Here is a 22,014-nt window from a genome sequence, read left to right on the forward strand (position 1 = left end):
CGGTACCCACCTATCGTCCAGCGCGGGCGGAATCCTCAGAAGCGCCGCTGCCCGACCGAAGAGACGACCGTGCCGGAACAGCTCTTCCTGGTCGGCAATCTGGGCACCATGATCACGTACGCGGCGATCACGGTGGCTGTCGCGGTGCCGGTCGCGCGGGCCGGACAGCTGCGCAGCAACAAACTCGCGGTGGCCACCGCGCTGATCTTCCTGACCGCGGCGATCGGGCACGGTCTGCACGCCTTCCTGGCGTTCCGCAACCTGGACCGCGCCGAGCACTCCGTACCGCTCTTCTGGGTCTGGGCGCTGGCCTGGTGGAACGTGGTCTGCGGCCTGGCCGGCGCCTACTATTGGACGCTGCGCCGCCGGATCATCGTGAACCCGGGCGCGATCTACGTCGACCCGGAGGCGGAACGCTGCTTCGCCGAGGCCGCCGCCCGGGAACAGGCGGCCCGCTCCACCCTCGAAGCGGTCGTGGAGCACACCGACGACGGCATCGTGGGCGTCACCCTGGACGGCGTGATCACCGCCTGGAACGGCGGCGCGGAACGGCTTTTCGGCTACTCGGCCGCCGAGATCATCGGCCGGCCGGCGGCGCTGCTGGCCGATCCGTCCGGCGCCCGGGAGCAGCGTGACGTGATCACCCGGATCATGCGCGGTGAACGCGGCGTCTACTACGAGTCGCGGCGCTATGCCAAGGACGGCACCCCGGTCGAGGCCGCGCTGACCGTCGCGCCGATCCGGGACGCGGCCGGCCGGGTGACCGGCATCTCGGTGGTGGTCCGGGACATCACCGCGGCCAAGGAGGCGGCCGAACGGCAGCGGGCCGTCGAGGAGCGGACCAACCAGGCGCAGCGGATGGAGAGCCTCGGGAGACTGGCCGGCGGGGTGGCGCACGACTTCAACAACATCCTGGCGATCATCGTCAACTACACCGACTTCGCCGCCGAGGAGGCCGCCGGCAACCCGGCGCTGGAGGCCGACCTGAAACACGTCCGCAGCGCCGCCGACCGGGCCATCAACCTGACCCGGCAGCTGCTGACCTTCACCCGCGGCGACACCATCCAGCCGCAGGACGTCGACCTGAACGGGGCCATCGCCGAGGTGCACGCGATGCTCGGGCGGACCATCGGAGAACACATCAACTTGATGGCCGTACCGTCGAAGGAACCGGTCGTCGTGCACGCCGACCCCGGGCAGATCCAGCAGGTGCTGCTCAACCTCGCGATCAACGCGCGGGACGCGATGCCGGACGGCGGCACCCTGGTCCTGGAGGCCAACGCCGCCGAGCTGGACGGCGACGAGCTCGCCATGCAGCCGCCGCTGCCGGCCGGCCGGTACGCCCGGCTGCTGGTCAGCGACACCGGGGAGGGCATGTCGGCGGAGGTGGCGGAGCGGATCTTCGAGCCGTTCTACACGACGAAGCCGCGGGGCAAGGGCACCGGACTGGGCCTGTCCACCGTCTACGGGATCGTCACCGAAGCCGGCGGCAGCCTGAACGTGTACTCCGAGCTCGGCGTCGGCACCACCTTCCGGATCTACCTGCCGATGGTCGTGTCGCCCGGCCGGTCCCCGGCCACCGCGCTGCGGCAGGCGCCCCCACCGCGCGGCGACGGCCGGACGATCCTGGTGGCCGAGGACGAGCCGGCGCTGGCCCGGGTGGTCACCCGGATCCTCGTGAACGGCGGATACCACGTGCTGACCGCGACCGGTGGCGCCGAGGCGCTCAGCCTGTTCCGGCAGCACGGCTGCGACGTCCTGCTCACCGACGTGATCATGCCGGAGATGTCCGGGCGGCGGGTGGCCGAGGTGATCCACGAGAGCCGGCCCGACCTGCCGGTGCTGTACATGTCCGGATACAGCAACGGGCTGCTCGGCACCACGCACGTGCTGGACGGCGACATCGCGTTCATCGAGAAGCCGTTCACCGCGCACGACCTGCTGCACAAGATCGCCGAGGTGGTCCGGGAACGCGCTACGACCCCATTGCGCTGAAACTGTTCAGCACGACAGTGAGCCGGGGCAGGCCGTCGACCCAGCCGGCCCGATCGGTACGCCACTCCAGCTGATAGGTCTGACCAGCAGTGCCGATCACCCGGCGCAGCCCGCGCATCGACACCTCACCGGCGGCCAGGAACGTGTACTCCCAGATCGCGCCGGGCGGGGTGGCCAGCGCCTCGATCCGCAACCGCCGGTACGCCTCCAACTGGATCTTCTGCTCCTCGGCGAGCAGGGCGGCGACCAGGTTCTTCGGCCGTTTCGGCCAACGGGTCACCTGCAGCGTCGGCCCACCGCGCGGATCGGCGAACACGACGGACCCGTCCGGGCCGGACATCATCTTCCAGCCCTGCGGCAGCGCGACCCGGAACCCGCTCGGGTCGACCCACCAGACGAAGTCGGCGGGCCGGGTGACCCCGGTATCCGAGGTGGCGATCAACGGGGCGACTGCCTGCGGCGTACCGGAGATCTGCCCACCCTGGGCGCTGGCGGCGACCGAAGCGAGAGTGATGAGCACGGTGCCGGCCGCGGCCAGCGCGGTGACCCGGCGCCGGACCGCCCGGCGCGGTCGGCGGGCGACCGCGTGCTGCGGCCGCGCGGCCTTGCCCAGCAGGACCTCGACCTCGGCGGCGGTGAGACGGTCCGCCGGGTTGCGGCGCAGCAGGCCGGTGAGCACCGGGGTGAGCAGGCCGGCCTGCCGGGGCGGATCGGGCAGGCTGTCGGCCAGCGCGCGCAGGATCGCAGTGGTGTTCTCCCGGACGAACGGCGGCCGGCCCTCCACCGCGTGGTAGAGGGTGGCGCCGAGCGACCACAGGTCGGAGCGCTCGTCGGAGACCCGCTCGAAAAGGCGTTCCGGAGCGATGTACTTCGGCGAGCCGAGCACGACCCCGGCCCGGGCGAGCGCGGCGATCCCGGCCGGGCTGACCGCGGGGCCGAAATCGGTGAGCACCACCCGGCCGTCGGCCGTGACCAGCACGTTGCCGGGTTTGACGTCGAGGTGCAGCAGACCGGCGCGGCGCACCGCCTTCAGCGCGGCGAGCACGGCCAGCCCGATCTCGGCGACCCGGGCCGGGGGCAGGGCGCCGGAATCCTCGACGATCTCCTGCAGTGAGCGGGACGGCAGGTACTCCATCACGATCCACGGGCCGTCCCGGTCGGGCAGCACCCGGTAGGTATGGATCAGGTTGGGGTGCAGCAGCCGGGCCGCGGCCTCCGCCTCGTGCAGCGCCCACCGGTGCACGACCGCGCGCTGCGGAGGAGCGAGCCCTTCCGGGACAGTGCACTGTTTCACCACGACCAGCGGAGGAATGGGCGCGGTGGAGGCCTCGTCGGACGCGAGCCAGACACGGCTCATGCCCCCGGCGGAAAGCGGGCGGATGATGCGGTAGCGCCCGGAGACGAGTCCTGGAGGCGTCATGCCGTCACCTCTGATGTGCGTCAGCAGCCCATCCGACATTACTGCAGCCGCGCCAGCCGGCAACTGTCGGATTTTGGGGCATGACCGGACCTTGACGGGCGGCGTAACGTCGGCGGAGACGTAACCGTCGGCAGTCGCCCGGTTGTCCACAGTGACCCCCATTGCGGGCGCCGGGCGCATCGCATCCTGGGCGAAGAGGCGACATGCGGACACACTCGATCGCGCTCCTCTGTGCCGGCCTGCTCGCGGCACTTGTGAGCGGGCCACCGTCCTCTGCCGGGCCGCGGACGCCGGTGCACAGTCATCCCCCCGCGCGCGCGGCGCTCGCCCCCGCCGGCGCGGCCGACCACGCGATCCGTCTCCAGGCGCTCCTCGGCCAGCACTCGGTGCTCGCCGCCGACCTGATGCGCAGCCGGATCCGCGGCGACAACGACTTCGTGCAGGCCGCCGACGCGGCCCTCGGCAAGAACACCGACGCCATGACCGACCTGATGGACACCCTCTTCGGCGAGGACATGGTCAGCACGTTCGGTCCGTTGTGGGCGGAGCACGTCGTCGAGCTGGTGGCGTACGCCAGCGCGCTCGCCGCCCGCGACGACACCGCCCGGGAGCACGCCCGCGACGAGCTGATCGAGTACGAACGCGAGCTCAGCGAGTTCCTGGCCGGCCTGTCCAAGGGGCGGCTCAAGACCGCCGACGCCCACCACGCCCTCGGCATGCACGTCACGCACCTCACCGAGCAGGCCGACGCGTACGCGGCCGGCGACTACCTCACCGCCGACCGCACCAACCGCCAGGGCTACCAGCACATGTACGACCTGGGACTCACCCTGGCCGAGACGCTGCTGCCCGCCGGTGACCGCTCGGCCCTGCGCGCACCGGTCTGGCGGCTGCGCTCCCAGCTCGGCAAACTCCTCGCCGAACACGTCGTCCTGGTCGAGGACGTGACCCGGGCCGCGGTCACCAACACCGCCGACTTCGACGCCGCCGCCCGGATGATCAACGCGAACACGCGCGATCTGACAGTCGCGATGGACAGCCTGTTCGGCGCCAGCACGGCCCGGCAGTTCCAGAAACTGTGGGGATCGCATGTGGAGGAGCTGGTGGCGTACGCCGGGGCGACCGCCGAAGGCGATCAGGCGGGACGCGACGAGGCCCGGGCCGAGCTGCAGAAATACGAGCAGGGCGTCGCGGGCTTCCTGAGCAAGGCCACCGCGGACCGGATGACCCGGCCGGAACTCAGCGCGGCTTTCGCCGCGCACGACGAGATGCTGCTGAAACACGCCGATGCGTACGCGGCACGCGACTACGCGACCGCCCATGACATCGCCTATCAGACGTACGAGCACGGGTTCGACCTGGCGCGCCAGCTCGCGGACGCGTTCGGGGAGACGGTCGCGGAGCGCCTCCCGCAAGGCGGTGCCCAGACGGGGTACGGCGGCCTCGCGCGGACCGGCACCGGATGAGACTGCGGCGTGGGGCGTACGTCCGCGGGTTGGTGTTGCTCCTTCTGGTGGCCGGCGGCATCGCCGGACTGGCCGGCGCACAGCCCGCAGGCCGCGGCGCCGGACAGCTTCCCGCGGCGCAGCCCGCGCACGGCCGGGCCGGCGGCGAACAACCCGTGCCGGCGGTGAGCGGGCCGATCGCGGCTGACCGATTCCGATCGGAGAGCGACTACGCGGAGGTGGCCCTGCCGGTGCGCCTGCGGATTCCCTCCCTACGGGTCGACAGCAGACTGGACCGTCTCGGCAAGCAGCGGGACGGCACGGTCGCTGTGCCGTCGAGCCCGCACGTCGCCGGCTGGTACGCGCACGGGCCCCGCCCCGGCCAGCCCGGCCCGGCGGTGATCCTCGGCCACGTCGACTCCAAAGCCGGGCCGGGCATCTTCGCCGAACTGGCCGGCGCCCCGGACGGCACCGAGATCCAGGTGGACCGCGCCGACAGCACCACGGTGACCTTCCGGATCAGCCGGATCACCCGGGTGCCGAAGGACGAGTTCCCCACCGACCTGGTGTACGCCCCCACCCTCGACGCCACGCTGCGGCTGGTCACTTGCGGCGGCGGCTTCGACCGGAGCAGAGGGAGCTACCGCGACAATGTCATCGCGTACGCCGACCCGGCCTGACTCCCACCCGCCGGGCCCCTCCGCCGCCTGCGCTGCCGCCCAGGCTGCCGCCCTTGTTGCCGCCCACGCTGCCGCCCTTGTTGCTGCCCGACCGGGGAAGTCCGGTCGGCGGGCGCCGCGGCTGCCGGCCGTGTTGCTCGCTGCTGTGTTCGTGGTGCCGCCGGCGATGCCGGTCCCGGCGGAGATTCCTCCGCCGCTGCCGCTTCCGGTTGCGGCCACGATCACCTCCGGGTCGGAGACCACCGTTGTGGTCGATCTGATCTCGGATCCGCCCGCCGCGACGAGCACTGCCACCGTCACCCACGACGGTGCTGCTCAGACGGCCCGGCTGGAACCGGTTGTCGCCGACGGACTGGCGGTCACCCTGGTCGTCGACGCCTCCGCCGCCGGTGCCGCGACCCTGCCGGCCTGGCTCAGCGCCGCCGCCCGGTTCGTCCTCGCCGCACCCGGCGGCACCCGTGCCGTGATCATTCCGGATCGCGCGCCCGCGGCCGTCGTCGGACCACCGCAGCGCGGCTCCTACGGAATCGTCCGCTCTCTGAACACGGTGCGCTCCGGCGGCGAACGCGACACCGCCGCCGCCCTGGAACTGGCCGGGCAACAGTTCCCCGAGACTGCGGCCGGCCGGCGTGTGGTGCTGCTCTACACGACCGCGGCGGACGCGGGTGGGCTCAGCGCGGACCGGTTGGCGGCGCGCTACCGTACCGCCGGCACGATCCTGGTCGTGGTCGGCACCGCGGCAGCCGGCCCCTACTGGTCGGCGGCGGCAGCCGGCACCGGCGGATTCTTCGCCCCGGCCGGCGACCCGGTGGTGGTTCCGGCCCTGGACCAGGTGGAGACCACCCTGAGCGGCCGCTACCTGGTGCGTTTCCCGACACCGCCCGACCTGCCGGCCCGGGTGGAGGTCACCGTGAACACCGGCGACTCCACGTTCACCGGCGAAGCCGTAGTAGCCGAGCAGCCCGGCTCATCCTCACCACGAAACTGGCTCTTGGCAGCCGCGGCCGCCGGCCTGTTCCTGCTGCTCATCGCGGTCATCCTCCGGTCGCGACGCGCATCCCGCCGATCCGCGCCGACAAGCCCAGCCGCCGGCCGACCCACATCCCCCGCACCCGTCGGCCGCGCCTCGTCCCCGGCACCCGTCGGCCGAGCCTCGTCCCCGGCACGCGGCGGTCGCGCCTCGTCTCCAGCAGCCGGCGGCCGCGCCTCGTCTCCAGCACCCGGCGGCGGCGCCTCGTCTCCGGCATCGGCCGGCCAACCCGCATCCTCGACACCCGCCGGTCAACGCATGTCCGCGGCATTGGCCGGCCGAGCCACGTCCGCGGCCGGCCCGAGGCGGCCCCGGGCCGGTGCCGACCGTTCAGCATCGTCGGCAGCTTCCGGACAACCCGCGGGCTCTGCCGCCCGCGGACCGTCCGGCGGTCTCGGCAGCCCGGAGCCCTCGGCGCATGGCGATCCGGGCCGATCAGGGCTGCGCAGCGGCCGCCCGGACCGGCTGGTCGGCGGCGAACTCGGAGGCACGGCGGACCGCCCGGTGACGGGTGACTTCGGCGCCGGCCCGCGTTCCCCGAACCCGATGTCCCCACCGGCCCAGGGCCGAGCCACCGTCCCGAACGGATCAAGCCCACCCGACGCCGAGAGCAGCCCAGATCCACCCGAAGAAGCACTGTGAGTCAGCCGGGCTCCCCCAGCTGACGCCCAGGGCTGTGTCGGCGGCGCCGAAGCAGCCCTGTGTGTCAGCCAGGCATCCGAGCTGACGGTCAGGGTCGTTTCCCGCGCGTTGAGGCAGCGCTGGCTGTCAGCCGGGCGGGCTGGGCTGACGGTCAGGGCTGTATCCCGTGGGTTGAGGCAGCGCTGGGCGTCAGCCGGGCGGGCTGGGCTGACGGTCAGGGCTGTATCCCGTGGGTTGAGGCAGCGCTGGCTGTCAGCCGGGAGGGCGGGGCTGACGGTCAGGGTTGGTTCGTGTGGGTTGAGGCAGCAGTGAGGGTCAGCTGGGGGTGGAGGCGGTGGAGTGGCTGGGGTGAGGTGGGGGCTGGGGAGGGTGACCGCCTGCATGAGCCCGGCGGGCGCGCTGTGGCATTGAGCTGAGCGGAGATCGCGTGGGAGAGCGGGGACCCTGCGCAAACGCGTACCGGAAAAGGTCAGTGACCGAGAAGCGGACCGCAACCAATAGATCGATTCCTTACGATCGATGGATGCTGGAAGTTCGCGGGCTGACCCACACCTATCCGGACGGGCACGTGGCGATCCGCGCCGTCTACCTGCGGGTTGCGGAGGGTGCGCTGGTCAGCATCGTCGGGCCGTCCGGGTGTGGGAAGTCGACGCTGCTGCGGTGCGTGGCCGGGCTGCAGAGGCCGGCCGAAGGGGAGATCCGGCTGGACGGTGAGCCGATCGACGGCGTGCCGGACGGGCTGGCGGTGGTTTTTCAGGATTACAGCCGGTCGCTGTACCCGTGGTTGACGGTGCGGGACAACGTCGCGCTGCCGCTGCGGCGGCGGGGGATGGACCGGGCGGCGCGCCGGAGGGTGGCGGGGGAGGCGCTGGAGTCGGTGGGGCTGGGGCCGTCGGCGGGGAAGCATCCGTGGCAGCTGTCCGGTGGCATGCAGCAGCGGGTGTCGATTGCGCGGGCGCTGGCGTTCCGGCCGCGGCTGTTGCTGATGGACGAGCCGTTCGGGTCGGTGGATGCGCAGACCCGGGAGGAGCTGGAGGACCTGCTGCTGGCGATCCGCGGCGGGTACGGGATGACGATCCTGCTGGTCACGCATGACATCGACGAGAGCGTGTACGTGGGGGACCGGGTCGTGGTGTTCGGTGGTTCGCCGGGTGGGGTGCGCGCTGATCTGCCGGTGGTGTTGCCGAGCCCGCGGGAGCAGATCGCCACCCGGGAGTTGCCGGAGTTCGTGGCGTTGCGGTCGGAGGTGGGGCGCCTGGTGCGCGGGCGCGGGTCAGTAGAGCGAACCGCCTGAGGTGGTGACGTGGACGTCGAGCAGGTACGGGCCGTCGAGCGCCCGCTTCAAGGCTGCCGGTAGTGCGGCGGCGCTGGTCACCCGCGCGGCGGGGACACCGAAGCCGTGGGCCAGCGAGGTCAGGTCCAGTTCGGGCAGGGCCACGCCGGGCAGTGACGTGATGCCGATCCGGCGGCCGAGTGAGGCGACCGCCTCGTAGCCGCGGTTGTTCAGCACGATCACGGTCAGCGGAGCGCGTCGCTGGGCCGCGGTCCACAGGGCCTGGATCGAGTAGAGGCTGGAGCCGTCGCCGACTACGCAGATCACCCGTTCGCCGGTGAGCGCGCGGCCGACCGCGACCGGCAGGCCCCAGCCGAGGGCGCCGCTGCCGGTGGTGACATAGCCGAGTGGCCGGGTGATCGGGACCTGCTCGTGCACGGTGTCCTTGTGCGACGGCGCCTCCTCGACCAGCACCGACTCCATCGGGTGCAGCAGGGCGAGCACCGCGGAGGCGGTGAGCGGATCGGTCAGGGGAGCGGCCGGCGGCCGGGAGCGGGCCGGCGGTGCGGGCCGGGACGACGGCTCGACCAGATCCAGCAGCGCGGTGAGACCGGCACGCACGGTGGTCAGGATGCTGGTCCCGGCCGCCGCCCACGCGGCTGCCGCTGGGTCGCAGTCCAGGTGGAACAGCCTGGTGCCGTCCGCGACGATCGGGCCTTCGCTGTGCACGTGGTAGGTGAACACCGGCGCCCCGATCACCAGGACCACGTCGTGCGGGGCCAGCAGGGACGCCACCGACGACCGGACCGGTGGCAGGTAGCCCTGGAACAGCGGGTGGTCCTCGGGGAACGCGGCCCGGCTCGGCATCGGCGCCGCCCACACCGCGGCCCGCACGGTTTCGGCGAGCGCGACCGCCTGGTCCCAGGCGCCGTCCTCGTCGATGCCCGGTCCGGCCACCACCGCCGGCGCCCGAGCGGTGTTCAGGGCTTCCGCGACCTCATGCAGGGCACCGGGCGAGGTGGTGAAGGCGGTGTGCACGAACCGCCGCGGCACCGGGCCGGCGGGACGATCCCAGTCGTCCTCCGGCACCGACAGGAACACCGGACCGCGGGGCGGCGTCATCGCCACCCGCAGCGCCTCGGCCAGCGCGGCGGGCACGTCGGCGGCGCGTTCCGGCTGGCGGCTCCATTTGACGTACGGGCGGGGGAACGTCGCCGGCTCGTCAGCGCCCAGGAACGGCCGGGTCGGCAGCATCGCCCGGGTCTGCTGCCCGGCCACCACGACCAGCGGAACCCGGTCCCGGTGGGCGTTGAAGATCGCACCGAGCGCGTGCCCCACCCCGCCCGCCGAGTGCAGGCTGACCAGCGCCGGACCGCCGGTGGCGATCGCGTGGCCGGCGGCGATCCCGACCGCCGACGCCTCCTGCAGGGCCAGCACGTACTCGAAGCCGTCCGGCCAGTCCCGCAGCATCCGCAGCTCGGTCGAGCCGGGATTGCCGAACCAGGTGGTCAGACCGGCGTCCCGGCACACGTCGAAGAAGACCTCGCGAACTGTCGTCATGTGGCGGCCCTCCCGGCGAGCACCCGGCGCTCCACCAGCTGGAGCCCGGCGTTCAGCAGATATCCGAGGATGCCGAGCAGCACGATCGCCGCCCAGACGGTTTCGTAGTCGAAGCGGGTGGTGGCCTCCTGCAGCCGGAACCCGATGCCGTTCGCGACGCCCGGCTGCAGCTCGGAGAAGACCATCAGGATCAGCGACAGGGACAGCGCTAGCCGCAGCCCGGCGAAGAGTTTCGGCAGCGTGGCCGGCAGGATCACGAACCCGAGGCGTTCCGTGGCGGTGAGCCGGAAGGCGCGGGCGGTCTCGATCTGCAGCGGCTCCACGGTGCGGGCGCCGTCGGCGGTGTTGAGCAGCACCGGCCAGAGCACGCTGAAGACGATCGAGGCGACCTGCATGGCCGGCCCGATGGAGAACAGCACGATGAAGACCGGGACCAGGGTGGGCGGCGGGATGGCCCGGAAGAACTGGAGCACCGGGTCGAGGAACTCGTAGGCCCACACGGACCGCCCGATCGCGACGCCGAGGACCGCCCCGATCAGGGAACCGAGCAGGAATCCGGCGGCGAGCCGGGCCAGGCTGGGCAGCACGTCGCCGGTGAGCGCGCCGAGATGCCGCACGATCGTCGCCGGCGGCGGGAAGAACGGGTCGGCAGCGGCCGAGGCCGCCAACTGCCAGGCCAGCACACCGGCCAGGAAGATGAGCCAGCGTTGCAGAAAGCGATTCATCGGTACGCCCACCCGAACACCCGCCGCTCGCCACGCCAGAGCAGCCCGTTGATCAGCAGCCCGAGCGCACCGGCCCACACCGTCGCCGCGAGGGTGTCGCCGATGCCGCCGGGATAGTTCGCGGCCTGGGCGATGAAGATGCCGATGCCCGAGCCGAACCCGCCGAACATCTCCGCGGTGACGGCCAGGATCAGCGCCACCGCGGCGGCCATCCGCACTCCGGTGGCGACGAACGGCGCGGTCGACGGCAGCGAGACCATCAGCAGCACGGCGAACCGGCCGAACCCGAACGACCGCAACGTCTCCTTGGCGAGCGGGTCGACCTCGCGCAGGCCGTAGATCGTGTTGAACAGGATCGGCCAGACGGAGGCGTACACGATCACGGTCAGCCGCATCTCCAGGCCGGTGCCGAGCAGCATCGCGACCAGCGGGATCAGCGCCACCGACGGGATCGGCCGGAGGAACTCGACGATCGTGGTGACTGCCCGGGACACTGCCGGGACGCTGCCGAGGACCAGGCCGAGCGGGACGGCGACGCCGATCGCGATCAGCAGCCCCAGCGCCCACGCGGTCATGGTGGCCAGGACGTCGCTGCGGAACAGCGGGTCGAACGCCAGCTCGCCGGCCCGGGCGAGGATCACCGAGGCCGGCGGCAGGAAGTCCTGGTGCACGATGCCGGCCCGGCCCAGCGCCTCGCTGGCCGCGATCACCAGCGCGATCCCGGCCGCCCCGCGAGCGATCCGTCTCAAGGCGAGAACACGATCGTGCCGGCGTCGATCCGGTTGGTCAGGCGTTGCTGCTCGACCATCAGGTCGATCAGCTTCTGCATCCGCTCGGCGCTGTTCGAGGTGCCGAAGGTGGGCATGGTCATCGCCTTCGCGACGGCCGGGTCGATGCCGCGTGCGTACGTCGGCAGGACGGCCTCGACCCGCGCCCGGTCGGCGGCGATCCCGGAGGCCTTCTGGATCGCCCGCTGGAAGGCGGCGGCCGTCTTCGGGTACTGCTTCGTCCAGGTGTCGAGCGAGAAGTAGCCGTCCAGCGGCAGGTCGGTGACCGGCGCCGCGCCGCCGTCGGCGACCATCCGGGCGCCGAGTTTCTGCACCGTGTCGGTCAGGAACGGCTCCTGCGTGTGGATCGCGTCCAGGTCGCCCTTCTGCATGGTCGCGGCCATCTGCGGGAAGACCACCTGCCGGTACTCCAGCTTGGCCGGATCGACCCCACCGGTGGCGGCGATCGCGTCGAAGGTGATGGCCTGGATGTTGTTCAGCACGTGTACCGACAGACTGTGCCCTTCCAGGCCTTTCATGTCGGTGATCGGCGAGTCCGGCATCACCAGCACGCCCATGAACTTCGGCGTGAGCCGGCTGCCCTCGGCGACCAGATTGACCCGCAGGTCGCCCTTGTCGTGGCCGAGCAGCATCGAGGCGTTGTTGGCGAACACCACGTCCACGTCGCCGGCCTTCAGCGCCGGATAGGCCTGCGTGCTCTGCTGCACCGGCTGGGTGCGCACGGTCAGCCCCTCCGCCTCGAAGAGCTTCTCCTGCACCGCGATGTAGTAGGGCGCGTTCACCACCAGCGACAACATCGCCACGTTGATCGTGGGTCTCTCGAGGCCGCTCCCGGCCTGCTGCGGCGCGGCGTCCTCACCGCAGGCAGCCGCCACGGCGGCCACCATCACCAGCGCGAGCGGTGCCTTCCAGGTCCGGCTCATGCGACGCACGATATAGCAATTCATCGATCTTTGATTTCGTACGACAGAGCCGCGATCACCTGCCCGGTCCCGGCCCCAGCGCGGCCGCCGGGCCCAGGCAGGTGGTTGCGGCCGGCTACCGCAGCGGGACGTCCAGGTAGGACCCGCCGCCGATGGTGATCGAGTCGCCGGACGCGTTCTCGTCGTAGTAGAGCGGGTCCACCGTGTCGACGACCAGGGTCAGCGAGTGCCCGGCCGGCAGGTCGTACGCGGTGGCCGGCAGTTTCAGGTCGACACTGCGTGAACCGCCCCCGGACAGCCAGGTGGCCGGCGCGTGGGTGATCAGCTTGGCGTTGCCGACCGCGTCCAGGTCGTACAGGTAGGCGACCAGGGTGCCCTGCGCCTCGGTCCCGGAGAGCTCCAGGTGCAGCTTCGCCGAACCGCGGATCCTCTGGGCCCTGGACGGGCGCTCGGCCGCCCAGACGCCGGCCTTGCCGCGGTCGACGAACGGCAGCCAGATCTTCGGCTGCTCACCGGTGATCGCGGCGGCCCCGTTGGTGATCAGCACGACCCCGCCGCCGGCGACGGTGTCCTGGTCGGTCGGGATGCTCTTGGTCCACCCGCTGCTCGGGTTGCCGCCGAGCAGGCCGGTGCCGTCCAGGACCCGGATCCGGCCGAGGCCGTAGCGGCGGTTGGAGCCGGTCAGCGCGGCCCAGTCGGGGTACGCCTCGTACGCGGCGTTCAGCGGCTTCACGCGTACCGGGTCGGCGCCGGTCGTCCCGGTGCCCTTCAGGTGCTGGTCGAGCCACGCGTACAGGCTGGTCCAGACGTCGTTCGGCAGGCCCAGCACGCCGGTGAGCTCGGCGATCGCGTGGTCACCGGGCCGCAGCTCGAGCCGCTTCGGGGTGGTCAGCTTGCCGTAGAAGTCGACCAGCTGGTTCGGCGGGAAGAACGTGTCACCCCAGCCGTTGGCGATCAGCACGGCCGGCCGGTTGGCGTTGATCGCGTCGATGTAGGTGGCGGCGGACCGGACCTTCGCCCAGTTCATCACCTCGGCGACGTCCCGGTTGGCGTTGAAGTCAGCCATCTTGTCGGTCAGGTCCGCGCTCGGCTTGCCGACGATCTGCGCGGCGAGCTCCAGCAGGCCGGCCGACTGGCGGTGCCGGGTCGAGTCGGCGTACAGCGAGTAGACCAGGTCGGTCCAGCCGCTGAGCACCCCGACGGCCCGGATCCGGGCGTCGAACGCCGAGCCGAGCAGGCTGATGCCGGCCCCGTACGAGATGCCGGCCGCCCCGATCCGCGCCGGGTCCGCCGCGGTGTTCGCGATCGTCCAGTCGACCACCTCGGACAGGTCGGCCATGTCCTTCGGCCCGGCCGTGTCGATCTGCCCGCCGGAGAGCCACCAGCCGCGCGGGGTGTACGAGACGACCACGTACCCGCGTCCGGCGAGGATCTTGGCCTGCGCGAGGTACTCCAGGTCGTTCAGGCCCCAGCTGGACGGCAGGACGACCGCCGGATGGCGCCCGGTGGCGGCCGGGGCGATCACGTTGGCCTTGAGTATCACGCCGTCACTGCCGGTGATGTCGACGGCCTTGAATCCGGTGGTGGCCACGGCGGCCTGCGCCGGCCCGGCGATTCCGATCAGGGTGGTCGCCGCCAGCAGCAGAGCGGCGAGCAGCGTGAACCAACGGCGAGGCGCCATGCGCACTCCTCGGGACAAGGACGGATGTGAATATGGCGACGTCGTGGCGGCAGCGTAGGAAGCGGTTCCGAGAATTTGAAGATGGTGACATTCTCGTTACCGACTAGTAACGTGACTCGTCGGTAGCAAAGGGGGTGTGCGTGCTCTACGGGGCCCCGACCGCGCGTCGCAGAGACGCCCAACGCAACCGAGCGGCCATCCTCGAGGCCGCCAGCGAGGTGCTGGCCGGAGACGACGTGGTCGCCCTGATGCCGGAGATCGCCCGCCGGGCCGGCATCGGCCAGGCCACCCTGTACCGGCACTTCGCCGACCGGCACGCCCTGACCGCCGCCGTGCTCACCTACCAGCTCGACCTGCTGGAGGCCCGGGCCGCGGCCCACTCGCACCCGGCCCAGTTCCACCAGCTGCTGCGTCAGGTGCTGCACCACCAGATCGAGATGCGCGGCCTGGTCAGCCTGGTCCGCCGGCTCGATCCCGCGGTGCAGGAGCGCTACCGGCAGCGACTGATCGCCGCCTTCGAGGAACCGCTGCGCCGGGCCCGCGACGCCGGCTTCGTGCGAGCCGACCTGGTCGCCGCGGACCTGTCCCTGCTCCTCGCCATGGTGCAGGGCGTCGCCGAGATCACCGGTGACGTCTCCGCCGCCCGGGCCGCAGCCGACCGCTCGGTCGACCTGGTTCTCGACGGAGTGTTCCGCGCAGGTAGTGCGGACTGAGACTCAAGTCCTGCCGCAAGCTGCCGATTGCCTGGGTTGCCGGGAAGACGGTTCCGGTGTCCTGGAGGCTCATGGCACAGCGGTGGTGACGGTGCAAGGTTCGGAACTCGGCGCGCTCAGCGCGTCGGAACGGGCAGAACTCGAAAGACTGCGTCAGGTCGTGGCCACCGGCCCGACCGGGTTCGTCTCGGCCGACGAGGCCGGGGTGGTCACCGCCTGGAACCCGGCGGCGACGCGACTGCTCGGCTGGGAGCCGGTGGAGATCATCGGCCGGCCGCTCACCGAGACGCTGATCCCGGCCGAGCTGCGCGAGGCGCACGCCCGCGGGATGGCGCGATACCTGGCCACCGGCGAGGCGGCGGTGATCGGCCGCCCGGTCGAGTTGCCGGCGCTGCACCGCGACGGTCATCGGGTCGACGTCGAGCTGACCATCTGGCCGTCCTGGGTGCAGGGCGAGCGGCAGTTCTACGCCTTCCTGCGCGACACCAGCGAACAGCGTGCCGCAGCTGAGCGGGTCGCCCGGCAGACCAGCGCGCTGCTCTCCACCATCGAGGCGCAGCGGGCGGTCACCGCGGTCGCGTACGACCGGGACCTGGCCCTGCGCGTGGTTGCCGAGCAGACGGTGGCCGCGTTCCCGGCCGCCGACGGCGCCGTGGTCGAGATGCTCGACGGCGAAAGCCTGGTGTACGCGGCGGCTGCCGGCACGCTGGGCGCCCATCCCGGCACACGGCTGGCCGCGCAGGGCTCGCTGAGCGGGCTCGCCATCGCCGCGCGCGCTGCCGTCCGCTGCGCCGACGCGGCCACCGATCCCCGGGTCAACGCGGAACTCTGCCGGCGGCTCGGCATCCGCTCGATGTGCATCGCTCCGCTCTACCGGGGCGACCAGCCGATCGGTGTGCTCAAGGTGGCCAGCGCCCGGCCGGACGCGTTCGACGCGGCCGACGCCCACCAGCTCGAACTGCTCTCCGCGAGCCTCACCTCGGCGCTGCTGCACGCCGACGACTACGCCCGTAACGCCGCCCTGCTGGTCCAGCGCATCCGAGCCCTGGAGGCTCTCGAGGCCAGCGAGAACCGGTTCCGGCTCACCTTCGAGAACTCGCCGCTCGGCCTGATCCTGGCCAGCGTCGACCCCGCCACGTTCGGCCGCTACCTGCACGTGAACCCGGCGATGTGCGCGATCACCGGGTTCAGCGCCGACGAGCTGACCCGGATGAGCTTCAAGGACCTGCAGCACCCGGACGACGTCTCCGCCACCACGGACGCGCTGAGCCGGATGCTCGCCGACGGTGTGGACACGGTCCGCGCCGAGAAGCGCTACCGGCACAAGGACGGGCGCACCATCTGGGTGTCGGTGCGGGTCGCCGTGGTGCGGGACGGGGACGGGGCGCCGTCGTACGTCGTCGTGCAGGTCGAGGACGTCACCGCGCAGCGTGCGGCGGACGCGCGTCTGCACCAGCAGGCCAAGCTGCTCGAGCTGATCCCGGCGGCGGTCATCATCCGTACGCTCGACGGCCGCATCCGCTGGTGGAACGAAGGAGCGCAGAAACTGTACGGGTGGTCGCTGGAAGCCGCCCGTGGCACGGTGACCCACCGGCTGCTCGGCACCGCGTTCGTCGGCTCCGGCTCGGTGGAGGAGCAGAACCGGGCGCTGGAACAGGACGGTTGCTGGGAGGGGCAGTTGCAGCGGCGGACCGCGACCGGCCGTACCGTCACCGTGCTCTGCCGTCAGGTGGTCTACCAGCCCGAACCGGGCGGTGACCGGGCCGGCGAGATCCAGGTCCTGGAGATCAACACCGATGTCACCGCGGCCCGCGCCGCGGAACAGGCAATCGCGCTCAACGAGCAGCGGTTCCGGGCCCAGTTCACCGACTCGCCGGCCGGGCAGATCATCCGTGCCCTGGACGGAACGCTGATCGCGGTCAACCGGGCGTTCGCGACGATGGCCGGTCGCCGGCCCGAGGAACTGGCCGGCCGCAACGTCGACGAGGCACTCTTCGACGCCGAGGACCTGCGGTACGCCCACCGGCAGATCGCCACACTGTTCGCGGGGGAGGCGGACTCGTACACCCACCAGGCCCGGCTGCGGCACGCCGACGGCCACTGGGTCGACATCGACGCCACGGTCTCCCTCGTCCGGGACGCCGACGACCGCCCCAAACACCTGATCGTCGTGGCCACCGACACCACCGCGCGGCGCGCCGCCGAACGGGCCCGCGACCTGGCCGCGGCCGCGCTCGCCGACCGCAACGCCGAACTGGAGACCGCCAACCAGCTCAAACTCGACATCATCGGCATGCTCGGGCACGAGATCAGCAACCCGCTGTCGGCCATCCTCGGCTACAGCGACCTGCTCGCCGACGACGTGCCCTCGGAGACACCGACCGGCCGGGCGGTCGCGGTGATCGGCCGGCAGGCCCAACGCCTCGACGACATCGTGCGCGAGGTGCTGGCCATGGTCAGCATCGACGCCGGCAACATCAACGCGGTCCGGCAGGAGATCTCGCTGCGGGCCGAGGTGGAACAATTCCTGGCGAGCACCGGCAACAGCGGCGTCCCGGTCCTGGGCGGCGACGCGCGGGTCCTCTTCCACCCCGGCCACCTGCAGCAGATCCTCACCAACCTGCTGTCGAACGCCGACAAGTACGCCGGCGGCGCGACCGCCCTGCGCATCGAAGCCGACGGCGCCCGGGTCCGGCTGCGCGTCGAGGACGCCGGCCCCGGCGTCCCCGCCGAGTTCCGCCCCCGCCTCTTCGACCGCCTGGCCCGAGCCGAACGCGACGCCGGCACCGTCCGCGGCACCGGCCTCGGCCTGTACATCGTCCGCAGCCTGGCCCGCGCCAACCACGGCGAGATCCGGCACGAGCCCGCCCCCGCCGGCGGCTCCCACTTCATCCTGGAAACCGAGCCAGCCACCTGATCCACCCTTTCGCGCAGCCTCGCCTTCCGGCTATCCAGGCGTGAACGGCGGCTGGCGGCGTCCGGCCGTCGCTGAGGCTGGTTATGGGGTTGCGGTGGCGGGCGTGGGTGGCGGCTGGTGGTGTCCGGCCGTCGCTGAGGCTGGTTATGGGGTTGCGGTGGCGGGCGTGGGTGGCGGCTGGTGGTGTCCGGCCGTCGCTGAGGCTGGTTATGGGGTTGCGGTAGCGGGCGTGGGTGGCGGCTGGCGGCGTTCGGCCGTCGTTGAGGCTGGTTATGCGGTTGCGGTGGCAGGCGTGGGTGGCGGCTGGCGGCGTTCGGCCGTAGCTCACGCTGGTCATCGTCGCCACGACCGGCCGTGCGGCGCCCGGATCAGCCGACCGCCGCAGCCGTCAGTGCCCGCCGGCAGCCCCGCCCGCCCGCAGCCCCGCCCGCCCGCCCGCAGCCCCGCCCGCCTGCCGCAGCGCCGCCTGCCGCAGCGCCGCCTGCCGCAGCGCCGCCTGCCGCAGCGCCGCCTGCCGCAGCGCCGCCTGCCGCAGCGCCGCCTGCCGCAGCGCCGCCTGCCCGCGGCAGCCGCTCGTCGCTGGACGTAGGCCGTGGGGAACGCTGAGCGTCAGGCGTATTTGATCAAGGTCGGCATCGCAGTGGCGGCTCGCTGGTTGATCGGCGGGCTTGCGCGGCGGTCGGCGATCAGGTGGCTGGGGGCTGGTGGGTGGTGGGTGTTGGACGGTGGGCGGCCCCGTGCTTAAGCCCGGCGGCCGCGCTGGGGCCTGGCGTGGCTGCCTGCCCGCGCGGACTCGCGGGACGGGCAGGGTTTTGGGGACGGCGTCGCGCGTACCCCGAAGGGGTTCAGAAAGTTATTGTCCAGCCCTCGCGGGAGGCCTGGCCGGCGGTGTAGGCAACGCCGTCCACCTTGAGGCCGGCGGCGTTCAGCAAGGTCAGCGCGCCGCCGCGGTTGCTCAGGGTCAAGGGTGGGCTGGTGCGGAGCTGGAGGGTCGCGCCGGACGGCAGGTGGCCGGAGAGCTCGAGGCGGGCGCCGGCCGCGTCGATCAGCGACCAGCCGGTCAGGTCGAGGTCGTCGGGGGAGGCGTTGAGCAGGGTGACCGACTCCGGTTCGGGTGCGGGGCCGCGCGGGTTGACCAGGGCGGCGACGATGCGGACCAGGTGGTCGGGCTCGCTGGGGCCGGGGGTCGGCCCGGGGCGGCTGACGTCCGGCAGCGGGTGGCCGGTGATGTCGTCGGTGTGCCAGACCTGGGACTGGAAGGCCAGGAAGATCGCCACCCAGTCGTCGGTGGCCGGGAAGTGCAGCAGCAGGGCGCCGTCCTGATGGACGCCGTTGTCGCCGGCGAAACGGCCGGCGTTGCCCTGGTTCATGTGGACGTCGTGAATGCCGTTACCGGGCCGGAAATTGAAGATCTTGTCGGCTTTCTGCTCCGGTCCCCATGCTTCGCCGAAGACGTATGAGCGGGCTTCGGAATCGCCGATAGCGCGCCGGACGAAATGATCGAGGAAATCGCCGAGATCGTTCTCCGGGCCGGGTGCGGAGGTCGGAACGGGACGCATCTGATCACGCTGGAACAGATTTCCGCGAATGTAATCGAGGGCGGCGCCGCCGGACCGGCTCTCCAGTTCGTTGAAGCCGTCGGGCAGGCCGCGGAGCTTGTCGGTGACCGGGTGGACGAACCGGCTCACGCCGAGATACAGCAGGTCCGGCGGGGACTGCTGGGAGCGTACGTTCACGGCCGCGCGGTAATCGACCCCGGCGGCCCGTAATTGGATCTGATAATGCGGCGTGTCGGTGGTCTCGATCCGGCGGTCGATCACGGCGGCCCGTAGCACGCCATATCTTTTCAGCGGCATGAAAACAGTGAACGCCTCATTGTCGCCGCTGTCCGTCAGCCCGATGACATCTTGAGGCGTAATGTGCGCCCGGCCGTTGTCAACAAATGGCGGCGCAGGGTTTCGTCGTCGAGATCGGCGAGATTGCCCTCGGTGCCGGCCAGCACCAGGCCGCCGGCGACCATCAGCACGTCCACCCGGGTGGCGTCGTCCGGGTCGGCGCCGGTGAGCAGCGCGACGACGCGCTGGATGGCGGCGATCGCGGGGTGCCGGCGGACCAGCCGGCTCACCACCGGGTCGAAGCTGAGCACCGCGGAGAGGCGGCGGTACTCCACCACCAGGTCGACGACGCCGGTGAGGGCGGCGCGGCGGCGGGCGGCCGGGGTACGCCGGGACTCCGCGGCCTCGGCGAGCGGGCCGAGCCGCGCCAGTGCCGGGTCGATCACCGCGAGGACGATCTCCTCCTTGGTGGGGAACTGGTGGTAGACGGCCGCCTTCGTGACGCCGAGCCGGTCGGCGATCATCTGGAGCGAGGTGCCGCTGACCCCGTGTTCGGCGAAGAGTTCCAGTGCGGCGGCCAGAACCCGCTCCCGTGCGCTCCCGTTCACGGCCGGATCGTACCGAGACCTTGTTGCCGGGTAGCCGATCGGCTACCTTGCCGCGTAGCCGAGCGGCTAGGGAGGCAACATGACCCAGACATGGGACCGCGAAGTAGACGTGCTGGTGGTGGGCACCGGAGGGGCCGGCATGGCGGCGGCGATCGCCGCGGCTGATGCCGGCGCCGGCGTGCTCGTGGTGGAAAGCACCGGCAAATGGGGCGGCACCACGGCGCTCAGCGGAGGCGGGCTCTGGATGCCCACCAACCCGCTGATCGCGAAGCACGGCGGCGAGGACTCGGTGGACAAGGCGCTCACCTACCTCGAGGCGGCGATCGGCGAGGCCGGCCCGGCCAGCTCGCCGGAGCGGCGGCGCGCGTTCGTGGAGACCATCCCCGAGGTGTACGAGCTGCTGGCCCGCCTCGGCGTCCGGTGGACCGCGTCGAAGGACTACCCCGACTACTACCCGGACCGGCCCGGCGGCATGGTCGGCCGGGGCATCGAGGTCGAGCCGTTCGACACGAAGAAGCTCGGCGAGTGGTACGCGACGTTCCGCGGCCGGGACAGCCTTCCCGCCCCACTGAAGACCGACGACGTCTGGCTGCTGTCGCGTGCCTGGTCCACACCGGACGGGTTCGTCCGCGGCGCCCGCTTCGTGTTCCGCACGATCTTCGGGCTGGTCCGCGGCAAGCGGCTCTTCGGTCTCGGCTCGGCGCTCACCGCCAGCATGCTGACCATCCTGCTGAAGCAGGGCGTGGAGATCCGGCTCAACACCCCGCTCACCGAGCTGATCACCGACGAGACCGGCGCCGTGACCGGCGCGGTGGTCAGGACCGCGGAGGGTACGACCCAGCGCATCCGGGCCCGCGGCGGCGTGATCCTGGGCGGGGGCGGGTTCGCGCACAACACCGCGTGGCGCGAGCAGCACCACGGCGTGCCCGGCTACAGCTCGGCCTCCGAGGGCGACCTGGGCGACCCGATCCGGATCGCCGAGGCGGCCGGCGCCCGGCTGGAGCTGATGGACGACGCGTGGTGGGGCGCCTCGGTGCCGCTGCCCGGCGGCGACCACCACCAGTTCGTGCTCTCCGAGCGGTCGATGCCGTACAGCATCGTCGTGGACTCCTCCGGCGAGCGGTTCACCAACGAGTCGGCCAGCTACATCGACTTCGGGCACGCCATCCTGGAGCGGAACAAGACCGTCCCGGCCATCCCGAGCTGGCTGATCCTGGACGTCCGGCACCGCCGGCGCTACCTGTTCAACGCGTTCCTGCAGGGCACGAAGAAGCTGCGGGAGGCGGGCATCGTCCGGTCCGCGGACACCATCGAGGGACTGGCAGCCGAGCTGGGCATGGAGCCGGCGAAGCTGCGCGCCACCGTGGACCGGTTCAACGGCTTCGCCCGCAGCGGCGTCGACGAGGACTTCGAGCGCGGCCGTACGGTCTACGACAACTACTACGGCGACCCGACCGTCAAGCCGAACCCGAACCTGGGCGCGCTGGAGAAGGGCCCGTTCACCGCGGTCCAGTTGGTCCCCGGCGACCTCGGCACCAAGGGCGGCCTGCTGACCGACGCCGAGGGCCGTGCGGTCCGCGCCGACGGTGCGGCGATCACCGGCCTGTACGCGGCCGGCAACACCACCGCCTCGGTGATGGGCCGCACCTATCCGGGCCCCGGCTCGACCATCGCCCCGGCCGTGGTCTTCGGCTACCGGGCCGGCCGGGACGCCGCCGCACGGGTGAAAGAAACGGCTGCGACCGCCTGACGAAGATCGACACCCACCTACCTGGGAAT

Annotated in this window: 17 protein-coding genes; 9 read left to right on the plus strand and 8 right to left on the minus strand. The window is 72.0% G+C overall.

Annotated elements, in window-relative coordinates; translation table 11 throughout:
• The first annotated feature begins 69 nt into the window (after positions 1 to 69).
• On the plus strand, positions 70 to 1,995 hold the full coding sequence (locus tag OHA21_RS49365) for a PAS domain-containing sensor histidine kinase (RefSeq protein WP_328467555.1): 1,926 nt from the start codon (positions 70 to 72) through the stop codon (positions 1,993 to 1,995).
• Here the strand turns inward: OHA21_RS49365 and OHA21_RS49370 are convergent.
• Positions 1,976 to 3,415 carry a serine/threonine-protein kinase gene (locus OHA21_RS49370; RefSeq protein ID WP_328467557.1) on the minus strand — a complete coding sequence of 480 codons (1,440 nt, stop codon included), beginning with the start codon at positions 3,413 to 3,415 and terminating at the stop codon, positions 1,976 to 1,978. The genes OHA21_RS49365 and OHA21_RS49370 overlap by 20 nt on opposite strands.
• Before the next feature lie 203 nt (positions 3,416 to 3,618).
• On the opposite strand from OHA21_RS49370, the gene OHA21_RS49375 reads away from it, so the two are divergent.
• From OHA21_RS49375 to OHA21_RS49390, 4 genes are all read left to right on the plus strand, one after another.
• Positions 3,619 to 4,881 (plus strand): hypothetical protein, encoded by a 1,263-nt coding sequence (locus OHA21_RS49375; RefSeq protein ID WP_328467559.1) that lies wholly within the window; start codon positions 3,619 to 3,621, stop codon positions 4,879 to 4,881.
• Complete coding sequence (locus tag OHA21_RS49380; protein WP_328467561.1) at positions 4,878 to 5,540, plus strand: class F sortase; 663 nt, start codon at positions 4,878 to 4,880, stop codon at positions 5,538 to 5,540. The genes OHA21_RS49375 and OHA21_RS49380 overlap by 4 nt, the downstream gene beginning before the upstream one ends.
• Positions 5,541 to 5,670: 130 nt before the next feature.
• On the plus strand, positions 5,671 to 7,212 hold the full coding sequence (locus OHA21_RS49385; RefSeq protein ID WP_328467563.1) for a hypothetical protein: 1,542 nt from the start codon (positions 5,671 to 5,673) through the stop codon (positions 7,210 to 7,212).
• Between the two features lie 523 nt (positions 7,213 to 7,735).
• Entirely contained in the window at positions 7,736 to 8,506 is a 771-nt protein-coding gene (locus tag OHA21_RS49390) for an ABC transporter ATP-binding protein (RefSeq protein ID WP_328467565.1), read from the plus strand.
• Here OHA21_RS49390 and mdlC read toward each other — a convergent pair.
• The 5 genes from mdlC to OHA21_RS49415 all read right to left on the minus strand — a co-directional run bounded on the left by mdlC (position 8,486) and on the right by OHA21_RS49415 (position 14,162).
• The gene (gene mdlC / locus OHA21_RS49395) at positions 8,486 to 10,045 is read right to left on the minus strand and encodes a benzoylformate decarboxylase (RefSeq protein WP_328467567.1); all 1,560 of its coding nucleotides are present in this window, start codon (positions 10,043 to 10,045) and stop codon (positions 8,486 to 8,488) included. The genes OHA21_RS49390 and mdlC overlap by 21 nt on opposite strands.
• Entirely contained in the window at positions 10,042 to 10,770 is a 729-nt protein-coding gene (locus OHA21_RS49400) for an ABC transporter permease (RefSeq protein WP_328467569.1), read from the minus strand. The genes mdlC and OHA21_RS49400 overlap by 4 nt, the downstream gene beginning before the upstream one ends.
• Positions 10,767 to 11,519, minus strand: a complete 753-nt coding sequence (locus OHA21_RS49405; protein ID WP_328467571.1) for an ABC transporter permease — start codon at positions 11,517 to 11,519, stop codon at positions 10,767 to 10,769. Before OHA21_RS49405 ends, OHA21_RS49400 begins: the two co-directional genes overlap by 4 nt.
• Positions 11,516 to 12,481, minus strand: coding sequence for an ABC transporter substrate-binding protein (locus OHA21_RS49410; RefSeq protein WP_328467573.1), 966 nt, complete (start codon positions 12,479 to 12,481; stop codon positions 11,516 to 11,518). The genes OHA21_RS49405 and OHA21_RS49410 overlap by 4 nt, the downstream gene beginning before the upstream one ends.
• Positions 12,482 to 12,596: 115 nt before the next feature.
• Positions 12,597 to 14,162 (minus strand): CocE/NonD family hydrolase, encoded by a 1,566-nt coding sequence (locus OHA21_RS49415; RefSeq protein WP_328467575.1) that lies wholly within the window; start codon positions 14,160 to 14,162, stop codon positions 12,597 to 12,599.
• 140 nt (positions 14,163 to 14,302) lie between these two features.
• Between OHA21_RS49415 and OHA21_RS49420 the strand changes: the two genes are divergently transcribed.
• The 3 genes from OHA21_RS49420 to OHA21_RS49430 all read left to right on the plus strand — a co-directional run bounded on the left by OHA21_RS49420 (position 14,303) and on the right by OHA21_RS49430 (position 18,381).
• Complete coding sequence (locus tag OHA21_RS49420; RefSeq protein ID WP_328467577.1) at positions 14,303 to 14,875, plus strand: TetR/AcrR family transcriptional regulator; 573 nt, start codon at positions 14,303 to 14,305, stop codon at positions 14,873 to 14,875.
• A gap of 91 nt (positions 14,876 to 14,966) precedes the next feature.
• Positions 14,967 to 17,792: a PAS domain S-box protein gene (locus tag OHA21_RS49425; RefSeq protein WP_328467579.1), complete on the plus strand. Its 2,826-nt coding sequence runs from the start codon at positions 14,967 to 14,969 to the stop codon at positions 17,790 to 17,792.
• A gap of 391 nt (positions 17,793 to 18,183) precedes the next feature.
• Positions 18,184 to 18,381, plus strand: a complete 198-nt coding sequence (locus OHA21_RS49430) for a hypothetical protein (RefSeq protein ID WP_328467581.1) — start codon at positions 18,184 to 18,186, stop codon at positions 18,379 to 18,381.
• A gap of 256 nt (positions 18,382 to 18,637) precedes the next feature.
• Here the strand turns inward: OHA21_RS49430 and OHA21_RS49435 are convergent, their stop codons facing one another.
• On the minus strand, positions 18,638 to 19,648 hold the full coding sequence (locus OHA21_RS49435; protein WP_328467582.1) for a DUF2278 family protein: 1,011 nt from the start codon (positions 19,646 to 19,648) through the stop codon (positions 18,638 to 18,640).
• A gap of 35 nt (positions 19,649 to 19,683) precedes the next feature.
• Complete coding sequence (locus OHA21_RS49440) at positions 19,684 to 20,235, minus strand: TetR/AcrR family transcriptional regulator (RefSeq protein ID WP_328467584.1); 552 nt, start codon at positions 20,233 to 20,235, stop codon at positions 19,684 to 19,686.
• A 79-nt stretch (positions 20,236 to 20,314) separates the two neighbouring features.
• Here OHA21_RS49440 and OHA21_RS49445 point away from each other — a divergent pair, with 79 nt between their 5' ends.
• A complete protein-coding gene (locus OHA21_RS49445; RefSeq protein ID WP_328467585.1) occupies positions 20,315 to 21,985 on the plus strand; it encodes an FAD-binding protein in 1,671 nt (556 codons plus the stop codon).
• Positions 21,986 to 22,014 lie beyond the last annotated feature (29 nt).

The organism is Actinoplanes sp. NBC_00393 (assembly GCF_036053395.1).
Taxonomy (GTDB): domain Bacteria; phylum Actinomycetota; class Actinomycetes; order Mycobacteriales; family Micromonosporaceae; genus Actinoplanes.

Excerpts from the sequence above, each read along its gene's own strand:
- OHA21_RS49370 (WP_328467557.1), bottom strand. The coding sequence starts at position 3,415 with ATGACGCCTCCAGGACTCGTCTCCGGGCGCTACCGCATCATCCGCCCG.
- OHA21_RS49400 (WP_328467569.1), bottom strand. The coding sequence starts at position 10,770 with ATGAATCGCTTTCTGCAACGCTGGCTCATCTTCCTGGCCGGTGTGCTG.
- OHA21_RS49445 (WP_328467585.1), top strand. The coding sequence starts at position 20,315 with ATGACCCAGACATGGGACCGCGAAGTAGACGTGCTGGTGGTGGGCACC.
- mdlC (WP_328467567.1), bottom strand. The coding sequence starts at position 10,045 with ATGACGACAGTTCGCGAGGTCTTCTTCGACGTGTGCCGGGACGCCGGT.
- OHA21_RS49410 (WP_328467573.1), bottom strand. The coding sequence starts at position 12,481 with ATGAGCCGGACCTGGAAGGCACCGCTCGCGCTGGTGATGGTGGCCGCC.
- OHA21_RS49390 (WP_328467565.1), top strand. The coding sequence starts at position 7,736 with ATGCTGGAAGTTCGCGGGCTGACCCACACCTATCCGGACGGGCACGTG.
- OHA21_RS49415 (WP_328467575.1), bottom strand. The coding sequence starts at position 14,162 with ATGGCGCCTCGCCGTTGGTTCACGCTGCTCGCCGCTCTGCTGCTGGCG.
- OHA21_RS49435 (WP_328467582.1), bottom strand. The coding sequence starts at position 19,648 with ATGCCGCTGAAAAGATATGGCGTGCTACGGGCCGCCGTGATCGACCGC.
- OHA21_RS49380 (WP_328467561.1), top strand. The coding sequence starts at position 4,878 with ATGAGACTGCGGCGTGGGGCGTACGTCCGCGGGTTGGTGTTGCTCCTT.
- OHA21_RS49375 (WP_328467559.1), top strand. The coding sequence starts at position 3,619 with ATGCGGACACACTCGATCGCGCTCCTCTGTGCCGGCCTGCTCGCGGCA.